Raw genomic sequence first — 12,723 nt, 5'->3', positions numbered from 1 at the left:
TTCCCGTGTGAAAGTAGGTCATCGTCAGGCTCCTACAGCCCGTAATGCCCCCGACTCCCAGAAGGAGCGGGGGCATTGCCTTTTGCGGGGAGCCAGAGATGCAGCCCGCAATTTGGCAGGCCCCCAGATAATCCGCCTATGACCTTTTTTGCGATCGACGTCGGCAACACGCGGCTCAAATGGGCTCAGTACGCCAGCGCCCGACCGGGGGCCCGTTTGTTGGCCTACGGCGCTGAGTTCCTGGAGAACATCGAGTCTCTTGCCGAAACACGATGGTCCCAGCTGGCCTCGCCTGAAAAAGTGTTGGGTTGCATCGTTGCCGGGGAGGGCGTCCGACGTCGGGTTCAGGAGCAACTAGAGTTGTGGGACGTGCAGCCGCGGTGGGTGGCATCCGAGCCCGAGGCCGTCGGCGTAGTCAATGGTTACGATCATCCGTCGCGATTGGGCGTCGACCGCTGGATCGCCATGATCGGTGCGCGGCAGCGTGTGCTGTCGAGCGGAAATCGTCTTCCGTTGATTGTCGTGATGGTCGGCACCGCCGTGACGGTTGATGCGGTTGACGACACAGGACGGTTTCTCGGCGGGTTGATACTGCCCGGACACGGCATCATGCTCAAAGCTTTGGAGTCGGGGACCGCAGGTTTGCACGTGCCCACGGGCGAAGTACAAATCTTCCCAACCAATACAAGTGATGCACTCACCAGTGGTGGAACGTACGCAATTGCCGGCGCCGTTGAGCGCATGATCCAGCACTTGCGCCGCCACAGTGGGCAAGAGCCGGTGTGCATCATGACGGGCGGCGCAGCATGGAAGATGGCGCCCAGCATGACCCGAACTTTCGAGTTGGTCGATCATCTGATATTCGAGGGACTGTTGTCGTTGGCGCAGGGGCGCCGGATCGAGACGGCATGACACGCCTGTGGCGCGACCACCTAATTACAGCTTGATCTTCGGCCGCTCGTCGGAGTGCGAACTCACCAGACTATGGACAACATGATTCTTGAAGCCCCTCTCGCGGCGCCTGCACAGGCGGTCTCGGGCCCAATGCGATTGGGTGAGATGCTGGTTCAGTCGGGAAAGCTCGGCTTGCGAGACCTGGAGCGTGCGCTGGTGGCGCAACAGGAGATGGGAAATTTGTTGGGGCACGTGCTCGTCCGACTGGGACTCGTTTCCGAGATCGATGTAGCGCGGACAGTCTCCGAACAATTGCGCATCCCGCTGATCGCAGCAGACGATTTCCCCTCCGTGGCCGCCGAAGTACCCGGTTTGCAGTCGGAATTTCTCGCTGCCAACAACGTCTATCCCCTCCGAGTGGAGGAGGGGCTGCTGGAAGTGGTGATGGCTGTTCCGCAGGATGCCTTCGTTGTCAAGGCATTGCACCTTGCAACGGGTTTGCGGATCCGAGCATTGCTGGGCATTGAGAGCGACATCGAGAAGGCGCTTTCTCACCTTGCGGAGAACGGCGGGATCGCTGCAGAGGATGGAGCCGTCGAGAGCGATGGTGATTCGGGCGATTTCGTCGAGCATCTGAAGGACCTTGCCAGCGAGGCCCCGGTCATCCGTCTGGTGAACACGATCATCGGCCGCGTGATCGACCTGCGTGCTTCCGATATCCATCTTGAGCCGTTCGATGATGGCTTACATGTTCGCTACCGAGTCGACGGTGTGCTCCTGGGTGCGGAGGTGCTGGCGCCCAAGCACAGCGCAGCGATCAATTCGCGGGTTAAGCTGCTCGCCCACCTGGACATCGCGGAGCGCCGTCTGCCGCAGGACGGAAGAATCAAGACTCGCGTAAAGGGCCGAGAACTCGATCTTCGTGTGTCGACCGTACCGACGGTGTACGGCGAAAGTGTGGTCATGCGGGTGTTGGATCGCGCCAGCGTGCGCTTCAGCCTGGAGAAGATGGGTTTCGAGGCCGATACGCTCGAACGGTTCAATACGCTCTTGGCGCGACCGCACGGAATCCTGCTGGTGACAGGGCCGACAGGCTCGGGCAAAACCACGACGCTGTACGCCGCGCTGTCCAAGCTCGATTCCGAAACGCAGAAGATCATCACTGTGGAAGACCCGGTCGAGTACCAGTTGGAGGGTATCAACCAGATCCAGGTTCATCCGCAGATCAACTTGACGTTCGGCAGTGCTTTGCGCTCCATCCTTCGCCAAGATCCCGACATCATCATGATCGGCGAAATGCGGGATGGCGAAACCGCCCAGATCGCCGTGCAATCCGCTCTGACAGGGCACTTGGTTCTCTCGACGCTCCATACCAATACCGCTGCCGGTGCCGTGATCCGGATGCAGGACATGGGCGTCGAAAGCTACCTCATCACGTCTTCCGTCAACGGTGTGCTGGCGCAGCGCTTGGTCCGGACCTTGTGCAAACACTGCAAAGAGCCTTACCAGCCGAGCGAGGAGCTCAGGCAAAAATCCGGGTTGGCGCGTTTTTGCGGTGCAAGCACTACGCTATACCAGGCGCGGGGATGCGAGCATTGCCGTAACTCGGGTTACCAGGGTCGTACCGGTATCCACGAACTCCTGTCCCTCGACGAGCCGATGCGACGCGCCATCATCGAAGGCAAGGACGCCGGCCAACTCAATGCGCTGGCGGCGCAAGCGGGAATGCTTTCGCTGTACCAGGATGGGCTTCGCAAAGTCGTTGCCGGCCTCACCAGCTTGGACGAACTGATGCGCGTCACCCAGGACCAGGGCGATGCCTGATTTCGCATGGCGTGCTGCCCAAGCCGGTGGACAGATCGTAGAGGGCCATACCAGTGCGGAAACGTCGGCACTGGTGATGAAGCAACTTCGCGCGCGGGGTCTGACGCCCCTGCGCATCGACAGTGCAGCAGAGGGCAGCGCTGTGACAGGCGTCGCTCATGCGGCATTCAAGGGTGCCATCGGCCGCAAACCACGCGCGGTCCGCGGGCCAGTGACACAGGCCGACGTGATGGCGCTGACGTCCGAGTTAGCGATCATGCTGCGCGCGGGGCTTGCGCTCGACAACGCGCTTCGCGTGTTGATCGACATGAGCCACAAGCCGTCCGTCGCGGCGCTGCTGCAAGGTACTTTGGATGATGTCAAAAGCGGTAGCCCCCTGAGCAAGGCGTTGGCGCGCCATGGAGATATCTTCGGCGATTTCTACATCAACATGCTGCGTTCCGGGGAAGCGAGTGGTCAGTTGGCTGCGGTACTCGCGCGGCTAGTGGAGCATATGGAGCGGCTACGCGCACTGCGCGAGAACGTGGTATCGGCCACGATCTACCCGGCCATATTGTTGACCGTGGCCGTGTTGTCACTCATCGTCATGTTGGGCTTCGTCGTGCCGCAGTTCGAGAAGCTTTTCACGGACATGGGCGATGCGCTGCCGATGCCGACCCGTATCGTCATGATGCTGGGCCACGGCTTCAAGGAGTACGGGCTCGTATTTTTGGGGGCAGGTGCATTGGCCGGCTGGATGCTGGCCCGCTGGCTCAAGTCGCCGAAAGGTCGGAACTTGTTTCAGTCGCGGCTATTGCATATGCCGGTGTTGGGCCCCCTGCTCCTGAAATATGAGCTGACACTGTTCTCGCGTTCGCTCGGAACTCTGCTGGGCAACGGCGTTCCAATGTTGGCAGCCTTGCACATCGCCACCGACACGGTCGGCAACACCATCCTTCGGAATGCGTTGGCACCGGTGTCGCCTATCGTCAAGGACGGCGGCAAGGTGGTCGATGCGATAGCCGCCACGCGTATCTTCGAACCGCTCGCGATCAACCTGATTCGTGTCGGTGAAGAGACCGGACGTATCGGCGCGATGATGCTGGAACTGGCGAACATCCTGAATCGCGACGTGGAGACCGGCATAAAGCGGGCTTTGACGTTGCTGGAGCCCGCGCTTATTTTGATCCTCGGCTTCTTGATCGCCACGATCATCGTGTCGATCCTGCTGGGCATCCTCTCTATCAATGACCTCGCGGTATGATCCGCGTCCAAAAAAGGAATAGGTAATGGTGCGATTCTCCAAGGGCGGAAGCCAGCGTAAGTCGTTGGTCTCAGGCTTCACCTTGATCGAACTTTTGGTGGTGCTCGCCATTTTGACGATGCTCGCGGGCTTGGTAGGTCCTCGCGTGTTGGGCATGCTGGGTGGTGCCAAATCCAAGACGGCTGCGGTACAGATTTCGGATATAGAGAAGGGCTTGGACTTGTTCAAGCTCGATGTCGGCCGCTATCCAGGCAACGACGAAGGCCTCAACGCATTGGTTACCAAGCCGGGTTCTGCGAACGGCTGGGCGGGGCCCTACCTGAAGGGCGGTATGCCTTCGGATCCATGGGGTCACCCTTACAAGTACGCCAACCCTGGTGCGAATGGCGGGATCGACATCATCTCTTTCGGCGCCGACGGTGCGCCGGGTGGCGATGGCGAAAATGCCGACATCCGCAATCGCCAGTAGTCATACGGCATGAACAGGCAGCGAGGGTTCACCCTCGTGGAGCTGCTGGTTGTTTTCGCGATCGGTGCGCTGATCGTCGGCCTCGCACCGTTGGCGTTTCAGAGTCTGCGTGAATCTAGTGAATACCGCGACACCTTGAGGTCGTTGGTAGCCGGCATGCGTCAGGCGCGCTGGCGGGCCATGTCCGAAGGACGCGAAACGCGCTTCAGTGTCGATCTGCGGCGGCGTACCTATGGCATAGACGGCAGTGCTCAACATGCATTGGCACGGCAGCTGACCTTGCACGCCTCGGTTGCCGATCAGGAGTTGCAGGCAGATTCCGTGGCCTCGATTCGCTTTCTTCCTGGCGGCGGCGCCAGCGGCGGTAGCTTCGATTTGCTGCGCTCGTCGGGTAGTGGCGTGCGAGTTCGGGTCGACTGGCTTACGGGGCGTGTCGAGCAAGAACCGTTGTCGCCGTGAAAGCTGTGATGCCAGCTGCGGATCAGCGAGGCTTCTCCCTGTTGGAGATGCTGGTCGCATTCACCATCATGGCGTTCTCTCTCGCGATGATCTACAGGGTGAACGGTGGCACTGCGCGCAATGCCGGCGAACTGGAGCACTACCAGCATGCTGCACTGCTGGCTGAATCGGTGCTGAATCTGCGTGATACGGTTCCTGCCTCTGGCTGGAGTGGACAAGGCGATTCCGCCGGCTACCGGTGGGAGGTGCGCAGCGCACCCTTTCCCACCCAGGTAACCGGGCCCAATGTTCCGCCGCTTCACGAGGTGTCGGTCGCGGTATTCTGGTCGGAGAGCACGACCGTCAAACGCTACGATCTGCTGACGCTGCGCCCCCAGGCCCGGCCTTTGCCAGGAGGACGTCAGCCATGAGTCGCGCGCAGGTATGGCATAGGCATGCACGAGGCTTTACGCTCGTTGAGATTTTGGTGTCGATCACCTTGCTGGCGTTGGTCATGTTGGCCCTGGGGGGCGCGCTGCGTGGCATGGTGCAGACAGACGACCGTGTCTCGGACCGGCGTGCCCGTCTGGACGATTTCCGTACCGCTAGCGGATTTCTCAAGAGCGCCGTCGGTCGCATCTGGTCGCAGAAGACTTTGGCCGCTCAAGGGCAGGGTCAGAACGCGTTTCTTTTTCAGGGCGGTGCTGCAGCGATGGCGTGGGTAGGTGTCATGCCGCCGCGGTACGGGGCCGGCGGTCGTTACTTTTTTCGCTTGGCTGCCGAGCCCCGTGAAGGGCGAATGGCGCTCGTGATTCGCTTCGCACCTTGGCGGGACGTCCAGGGCTTTCCCGACTGGTCCGCCGCCGACTCGAGGGTACTCACCGATGATGTGACAGCGTTCTCCATTTCCTACGAGGATGACCAGACGGAGCCGCGCCAGTGGGGGGCGGTGTGGCCGATCCCTGACCGGTTGCCGGACCGGGTCAATATTCGCGTCGTGACCGCGTTGTCCGCATGGCCCGACCTGGTGCTTCCTATGCGACAGTTCGGTGGCCACACGCTCGGTGGGGGCGCCGTCGTCGGCGGCTCGACGTCGTGATGGCGCGCGCGACGGTATCCACGGGGCGCGGGAAGCCGGTGGCTGGCATGGCGCTGGTTGCGGTACTTTGGATCACGGCCGCACTCAGCTTGATGTTGACCGGTATGACCGCGTCGGTGCGGCAGGAGGTGCGTGCGGCCAGTGGGGCTCGTCAGCTGGTGGAAGGGCGCGCGGTCGCGGAAGCCGCTATCAATTTGGCATTGCAGCAAATGGCTGCGCAACCCAACGGCGTCACGCAAAAGGCGTCAGTTCTGCTGTCGTTTCGCGGGGTGGACATACAGGTCCAGATATTGCCGTTCAACGGATTGATCGACGTCAACAGTGCCGCGCCCGATCTGTTGCAGGCGCTCTTTTCGGTTGCCGGCGGCATGGCACCGCAGGTGGCCGAAGCGGCTGCGCAGACGGTCGTGCGCTGGCGTTTGCAGCGCGATGCCGGTGGTCGGCCGCTGGGTCTGGAGGCACCTGAAGACCTGATGTTGGTGCCAGGATTTCCGTACGAGGTCTATGCTAGGATCGCCCCGCTGATAGCAGCCGGGCAGTCTAGCGGTGGAAAGGTCAATCCTTTGAGTGCGCCGGATGGGGTGCTGGTGGTTCTAGCAAAAGGCAATGTGGCCGTTGCAGCGCGTATCGCGGCTGCACGCGACGCAAAGCAGGTCGGCATCGATCTGACGCAGCTCGAAGCCTCGTTCGTAGGTGCCTCCACCTCCCGTGCCTACCGCCTCATTGCAAGCGTGCCGCTTCCTGACGGAGCCAGCATGCGCTTTTCCCAGGATGTCAATTTTCAGATGACACCGCAGAGCGAAATTCCATGGCGCATCCTGCAGAGCGACAGCGCTGTTGCAGTGTTGCGCAACTGAACGGCCATGACGCGTCTCTCTCAAGATTTCAAACTATTCGGGCTGGACCTCGGCTCTGGCATGCAGGGCCTGGCCTCTGTCGTGGGCAGTCTACTGCGCGGCCCTCCCTTTACGTGGATGTCCGCTGCGCCGCTCGTACAGGTGTTGCGGGCTGACGGCACGGTGGACTTTTGGCAAGACGGCCGGCCAGTGGCGCAGACTACGGACAAAACCGGCGTGAGGCCGAGCTTCAGCGCCGTTGAAATACCCGACGCCTATGTGCTGCGGCATACGTCCTCGTTGCCGGCAATGCCGCTCGCCCAGATATCGGAAGCACTGTTGCTGGAAGTGCAGAGCATCAGCCCTTTCGCCGCTACCAATCTGGTTTGGGGTTGGTGCATGCAGCCCCAGGGACCTGGACGCCTGCATATCGACGTAGCGCTGGCTTCGCGGAACCATGTCACCCGGACGATTAAAGCAGCCGCTGCCAACACGTCTGGATGCGAACCTGAGAGCTTGGAAGCCTGGGTCATGCCCACGCATGTCCAGACCGGGCGTCCGATCGTGCTTCAAGGCTTCGGGGAAGGGGCTCGGCTCCAGGACGGTGTGCGAAAGCAACGTCGTGTTTACGGCCTGCTCGCCCTCAGCGCAGCATTGCTGGTGGTATTGGTGCTTACGCCGTCGGTCCAACTCTGGCTGCGCGCCCGACAAGCAGATGCTGCATTTGCCGAGGTGCAACAGCGCACGCGGCCGGTGGTGGCCTTGCGCGAGCGGTATGTTCGATCGACCGATAGGCTCAAGGGTGTTGCCATCGCGGTAGGGGAAAGCGCCGCACCGTTGAAAGTGCTGAAATTGCTTACGGATGCATTCCAAGACGATACGTTCGTCCAGACGGTGCAGATCGATGGCACCAAAGTGTCTGTCACGGGGTCTACCGACAACGCTGCCGCGCTGATGACGCGCTTGGCCTCGACGGCAGGCGTTATGAATCTCAAGGCAACGCAGGCGGCTACCCGTCAAACCGGTGCTGCCAAGGAGTCGTTCGGCATCGAGTTCCAACTTGAGATCGCGGGTTTGCCGGAGCGCGCAGCTTCCACCAGATCGGCTGTATCGGAAACGAACCCCGCTGCTGCCGCAGCCTCCTCGGGACTGCCGCAATTGGCCCCTACCGACAACGCGGAAGTCATCTATCCGAAGGCACCGACGGTCATGGCGGTCCCATCGCCGGCTGCTCCGCCGGCTTCTCTGTATTCGCGATTGGCCCCTGCAGAACAGACGCCTGCGCCTGTCGGCCCTCCACCGGCCCCGAGCGCCGACGGGTCTGCGCCTCCCCCCGATCCTTTGGGGCGTGCTTCGATCGGTGGCAGAGGGGCTCCGCCGCCAGCGCCCAATCCCGCACCATAACTGGGGAAGCTTTTGTACCTTCGTCGCCAAGACCGTGCGGCCCTTGCCATTTTGGGGCTGCTGCTGCTGGTGCTGCTTGCACTGGGCATTTCCTACGTTTGGACCTTTCACTCCGCGGTGGCGGCACGACTCGAATCCCTGGAGCCGCGCTATGCCCGTTTACTGGGCCTGGAGGCCTCGCGTCCCAGACTGGAGGCAGCAGACGCTGCGGCGCGTGCCGCCGTGGCCGAGTTCACCTATGCCGGCACGCAGGACGCGAGTCAGGCTGGCAATGATGCGCAGCAAAAAATCCGTGCGGTATTTACCGACGCAAAGCTGGATATCGTCAGCAGCCAGGTCCTGCCGCCCAAAGCCGATGGCGACATGGAGCGTGTGCCGGTCAGCGTGCGGGCCGAAGGCGAATTGCGGGCGTTGCAAACCGCATTGATCGGCATCGCCGGCCAGACGCCCGCGATCCTGATCGATCGAATGACCATCCAAGGCAGCAGCTACATCCGTCCCGATGCCACACGCTTGACCGTGCAATTTTCCTTCTCCGTTCTGCGGGCTCGGTCATGATCGGGAAAAATCCAACTGCGGCCTTGCGTGCGATGGCCCCCCGCGCCGTGCGGATGCTGCCCGCTGCCTTGGCCCTCGTGCTGGCGATGTTGTGGCTGGTGCCCAGGGGTGCCTTGCGATGGTCTGCCCCGCAGCCGATCGTGCCTGATTTCACGGCCGAAGGCAGCTCTTTGTTGAATTCGCGTCCGTCGACCGACGCCAGCCAGTTCGCGTCTATTCTCGAGAGGCCCTTGTTCGCTACTACGCGCCGCCCGGCGCCGGTCAAGGCTGCCGAACCCGCGGCCGCTGCGACTGCGCCGCCCGATCCTCTCGATTCGCTCCGCATCTACGGCGTTTTTTCTACCGCGGGCCGCAATGGCATCATTGCAGACGTCGGAGGAAAGCCTCGCCGCGTTCTGGTCAACGACTCCATCGGCGCCTGGAAGGTTGCCGCAGTGGCAGACCGCGACGTCACTTTCAGCCGGGGTGCAGAAACCCGCGTCATGCGCCTGCAAAGCGCGAAGCCAGGTGTGACCGGCTCAGCAGCGTTCGGGCAAGGGGGAGCGCGTACCGTTCTGGTGCCGCCTGCAAACGGTCGCACATTCAGCCCCGGAGTTCCTGCCGCCGGTGGCGTGTCCGTGCCATCGGCACAGTGAAATACCCGCACCCCATGGCAAGCCTGGATCGGCCGTCGAGCCCAAGTTCTGCTCGCCACAACTTTCCCGCAGTTCCCTGGAACGATTTCGACAAGCGCTGTACCTATGCGGATCTCTCTTTTCCTCTTTTCATTGAAGGCGTCCCGGACCGGATGCCGCCACGAACCGTACGTATGAACCACTTGCGAATCGCCACGCTTTCCGTCCTGATCGCCGCCGTGTCCCAAAACGCGCTCGCCCAGTCTGCCGACACGACACCGCAGACATTTCCCGGCACTTCGGATTCCACCTCGGCAGCGCTCGGCACGCTCGGCGCGATTCCGGGGCGCGCACAGCCTCCGGCCCCGCCGCCGCCGGACGATCCCGCCGCAGACCGAGAGCCGCACATCCTGCGGGGCACGGACCAGGTGATCGCGCCTCCCCGCGTCGCCGCGCGGCTGCCGACCGGTGCCCGTAGCGCATTCAAGTTCGAGGATGCTCCCATCGGCGAAGTGGCCGGGGTCATCCTGGGCGAAATCGCGAAGGCCGAGGTCGTGTTCCACGGCCAGATCAATGGCGCCATCACGTTGGTCACCCGCGAGCCGGTTACCCCCGATCAGGCTGTGTTCCTGCTGGAAACCGCGCTGCAGGCCAACGGCCTGATCATGGCGCGCGATGCACGGGGTACTTACCACGTCGGCCGTGCCGAGGCACTTCGCGGCATCGTGGCCGCGCCGCGCCAAGCCACCGGCGGCGTGCTTCCGCCCGGGTTCGGCGCGATCGTCGTTCCACTGCGCTATATCGGCGCGGCCGAAATGGCCAGCATCCTGCGCCCGATCGCCGGCGGCGACGCCTTGGTGCGGGTCGACACGGTCCGTAATCTGCTGGTGATGACGGGCACCCGCACGCAGGCCGAAGGGTGGCTCGACATCGTCAACACCTTCGACGTCGATCTGCTCAAGGGGATGTCGGTAGGAGTATTCCCCTTGAAGTACGCGTCGGTCTCCGAGGTCGAGGCCGCACTGCAGATCATGAGCGGCGGTCGGCTTGCGGCAGCCACAGCCGCGGTCCCCGGTCGGCCGGGTGCATCCGCATCGACCGCGCCGGGTCAGGGGGCGGCTGCAAGCGCAGCGGCCTCCGCAGAGGCGAACCCGCTTTTCGGCGGCGTACGCGTCATGCCGATCGAGCGCATCAACAGCATCCTGGTCGTATCCCCGCGCGCCTCTGCCCTGGACGAGGCGCGTCGCTGGATCGAACGACTGGACAAGCCGAACAACAATACGACCGAGCCGCAGCTGCACGTCTACGGCGTTCAGAACGGCAACGCGAAGCATCTGGCGACGGTTCTCGCGGGCATCTATGGCGGAACAACGTCATCGGGCGGTGGGGGCACCGGCATCGCGCCCGGCCTTGGCAGTTCCTACGGCAACTCGGGCGGTTTCGGTGGAGGCTCCATGGGCGGTAGCGGTTTCGGCAGCAGTTCCGGTTTCAGCGGCTCCACCGGAAGTTTCGGTGGTTCCGGGGCGACCATGGGGTCGAGCGGCGGCATGTTCGGCAGCAGCGGAAGTTTCGGAAACTCGGGTTTCGGCAATGCCGGCTCCAGTTCCTTGAACCGGGGAACGGGGACTTCGCAGTCCGGAGTCACCGCATCGGAATTCGGTAACGGTATCCGCGTGATCGCGGACGAAGTCAACAACGCAATTCTGATCTACGCGCCGAATGCCGAGTTCGCCAAGATCGAAGCCACCCTGAAGCGGTTGGACGTGCGGTCGGCCCAGGTGCTCATCGAAGCCAGCATCATCGAGGTTACGCTGCGTGACCAGCTGAGCTACGGTCTCGAATGGTTCTTCAAGAACGGCGGCAAATACGAAGGTGGGGGTACCCTGGGTGCATTGCCTGCGACCACAGCGGCAGCCGCTGCAACCGCAAGTAGCGGCGGTTTCGCCTATTCCCTCAGCCGGTCTGCATCGGATGTGCGTGTGGTCCTCAATGCTTTGGCAAGCATGAGTCTGGTGAAGGTGATATCGAGTCCATCGCTGATGGTACTTGACAACCAGACAGCGTCCATCATGGTGGGCGACCAGGTTCCCGTGCAGACCGGTACGACGGTCAGTACCGGTGGATTTGCGAGCACGAGCATCCAGTACAAAGATACGGGCGTGCAGTTGCAGGTCATGCCTTCGGTCAATGCGGGCAATATCGTGACGATGCTGTTGACCCAGGCCGTGACGGATGTGAGCTCGGTTCAAGATACGGCGACCCAACAGTTTCCGTTCAGGCAACGGCAGATCACCAGCAAGGTGGCGGTACGTTCCGGCGAGGCATTGGTGCTGGGCGGACTTATCCGTGACAACACCAGCAATGGCCGCAGCGGAATTCCGTTCCTCAAGGATCTACCGGTGATCGGTGCGGCATTCGGGGCGACGACCGTTGCCAAGGAGCGCACCGAGTTGGTCGTCATCCTCACGCCGCGCGTCGTACGGTCCGACGAGGACATCCGTGATGTCGGCTCCGAAATGCGGGACCGGATGAAGGGAATCTTTTCCGACACGCGGCTCTCGAGTGGCGGCCCCGGGCGTTCCGGCGCGCCGGACCCGCAGGTAGAACTGGCGCCCGGCGTCTCGGGCCTCCCACGCTCCACGCCTTCAGGCAACCCATCCAATTGAAATATGAAGGAAATCATCACTATGGACCGCTCCATCACGCCATCCTCCGACCAGGCCGGCCCATCGAAGATGGTTGGCTGTCGTCTTGCCATCACCGCTTTCTGCATGGTCGCTGCAGGCGCCATGTCGGCCGGTTGCGCATTCTTCCAACCGCAGACCGCTGAGCAAAGTGTCGCGCAAAGGGCACAGGAGCGTTGGGACTTGATGATGGCGAACAAGTTCGAGCAGTCCTACGAGTACACCGCGCCGTCCTATCGGGCACTGAAGGAATACAAGGCGTATCGCCTCGGTTACGGACCGTCGAGTGCATGGACGGGTGCCAAGGTGGTTAAAGTTACATGTTCGAGCGAAGAGAATTGCAACGCCGTGTTGGAAGTGTCGGTAAAAAATTTGACGCCGATCCGCTCAACGGCTAACCTCGCGACCGCTCTCGATGAGACGTGGGTACGCGAGGGAGGACGGTGGTACGTTCTGCCAGCCTTGTGATACAGCTATAACGAACGGATGCATGGTCTAGGCCAAGCTTCTTTTCCCGATGTATCCAAGGGTGTGGCAAGGTACCAACAATTTGGAGTTGTGTCTGTGAATCCTCGCGAACACTATGCTCACCCTGCTAACATCTCGTGGCGTACACGCTCTTTGTAGTTGCGCTTACCAACTTTTTCCATGGAGTTATTA

General features: G+C 62.0%; 13 protein-coding genes. All 13 read left to right on the top strand.

All coding sequences use genetic code 11. The annotated features are described in order from the left end of the window. Nucleotides 1-138 precede the first annotated feature (138 nt). The 13 genes from DFQ15_RS11910 to DFQ15_RS11860 all read left to right on the top strand — a co-directional run bounded on the left by DFQ15_RS11910 (nucleotide 139) and on the right by DFQ15_RS11860 (nucleotide 12,531). Complete coding sequence (locus DFQ15_RS11910) at nucleotides 139-912, top strand: type III pantothenate kinase (protein ID WP_110466192.1); 774 nt, start codon at nucleotides 139-141, stop codon at nucleotides 910-912. Between the two features lie 81 nt (nucleotides 913-993). Further along, nucleotides 994-2,718 carry a type II secretion system ATPase GspE gene (gspE, locus tag DFQ15_RS11905; protein WP_199399864.1) on the top strand — a complete coding sequence of 575 codons (1,725 nt, stop codon included), beginning with the start codon at nucleotides 994-996 and terminating at the stop codon, nucleotides 2,716-2,718. Beyond that, complete coding sequence (locus DFQ15_RS11900) at nucleotides 2,711-3,961, top strand: type II secretion system F family protein (RefSeq protein WP_110466190.1); 1,251 nt, start codon at nucleotides 2,711-2,713, stop codon at nucleotides 3,959-3,961. The genes gspE and DFQ15_RS11900 overlap by 8 nt, the downstream gene beginning before the upstream one ends. 25 nt (nucleotides 3,962-3,986) lie before the next feature. Next, nucleotides 3,987-4,430, top strand: coding sequence for a type II secretion system major pseudopilin GspG (gene gspG, locus DFQ15_RS11895; RefSeq protein ID WP_110466189.1), 444 nt, complete (start codon nucleotides 3,987-3,989; stop codon nucleotides 4,428-4,430). Nucleotides 4,431-4,439: 9 nt separating this feature from the next. Further along, nucleotides 4,440-4,889 carry a GspH/FimT family pseudopilin gene (locus tag DFQ15_RS11890; protein WP_110466188.1) on the top strand — a complete coding sequence of 150 codons (450 nt, stop codon included), beginning with the start codon at nucleotides 4,440-4,442 and terminating at the stop codon, nucleotides 4,887-4,889. A gap of 47 nt (nucleotides 4,890-4,936) precedes the next feature. After that, nucleotides 4,937-5,299 (top strand): general secretion pathway protein GspI, encoded by a 363-nt coding sequence (locus DFQ15_RS11885; RefSeq protein ID WP_233504447.1) that lies wholly within the window; start codon nucleotides 4,937-4,939, stop codon nucleotides 5,297-5,299. Next, nucleotides 5,296-5,967, top strand: coding sequence for a prepilin-type N-terminal cleavage/methylation domain-containing protein (locus DFQ15_RS11880; protein ID WP_110466186.1), 672 nt, complete (start codon nucleotides 5,296-5,298; stop codon nucleotides 5,965-5,967). The genes DFQ15_RS11885 and DFQ15_RS11880 overlap by 4 nt, the downstream gene beginning before the upstream one ends. Beyond that, nucleotides 5,967-6,824, top strand: coding sequence for a type II secretion system protein GspK (locus tag DFQ15_RS11875; RefSeq protein ID WP_158529061.1), 858 nt, complete (start codon nucleotides 5,967-5,969; stop codon nucleotides 6,822-6,824). Before DFQ15_RS11880 ends, DFQ15_RS11875 begins: the two co-directional genes overlap by 1 nt. 6 nt (nucleotides 6,825-6,830) lie before the next feature. Then, nucleotides 6,831-8,207 carry a PilN domain-containing protein gene (locus tag DFQ15_RS17145; protein WP_146228732.1) on the top strand — a complete coding sequence of 459 codons (1,377 nt, stop codon included), beginning with the start codon at nucleotides 6,831-6,833 and terminating at the stop codon, nucleotides 8,205-8,207. A 12-nt stretch (nucleotides 8,208-8,219) separates the two neighbouring features. Next, nucleotides 8,220-8,765, top strand: a complete 546-nt coding sequence (gspM, locus tag DFQ15_RS11870; protein ID WP_110466184.1) for a type II secretion system protein GspM — start codon at nucleotides 8,220-8,222, stop codon at nucleotides 8,763-8,765. A 32-nt stretch (nucleotides 8,766-8,797) separates the two neighbouring features. Then, nucleotides 8,798-9,400 carry a hypothetical protein gene (locus tag DFQ15_RS17140; RefSeq protein ID WP_146228731.1) on the top strand — a complete coding sequence of 201 codons (603 nt, stop codon included), beginning with the start codon at nucleotides 8,798-8,800 and terminating at the stop codon, nucleotides 9,398-9,400. Nucleotides 9,401-9,414: 14 nt separating this feature from the next. Next, nucleotides 9,415-12,045: a type II secretion system secretin GspD gene (gene gspD / locus DFQ15_RS11865; RefSeq protein ID WP_233504438.1), complete on the top strand. Its 2,631-nt coding sequence runs from the start codon at nucleotides 9,415-9,417 to the stop codon at nucleotides 12,043-12,045. Between the two features lie 3 nt (nucleotides 12,046-12,048). Next, nucleotides 12,049-12,531 carry a hypothetical protein gene (locus tag DFQ15_RS11860; RefSeq protein ID WP_110466182.1) on the top strand — a complete coding sequence of 161 codons (483 nt, stop codon included), beginning with the start codon at nucleotides 12,049-12,051 and terminating at the stop codon, nucleotides 12,529-12,531. Nucleotides 12,532-12,723: the final 192 nt, after the last annotated feature.

The organism is Xylophilus ampelinus, assembly GCF_003217575.1.
In the GTDB taxonomy this organism is placed as follows: Bacteria; Pseudomonadota; Gammaproteobacteria; order Burkholderiales; family Burkholderiaceae_C; genus Xylophilus; species Xylophilus ampelinus.
The sequence above is the reverse complement of the archived record's forward strand: the minus strand, read 5'-3'. Positions and strand labels throughout refer to the sequence as shown.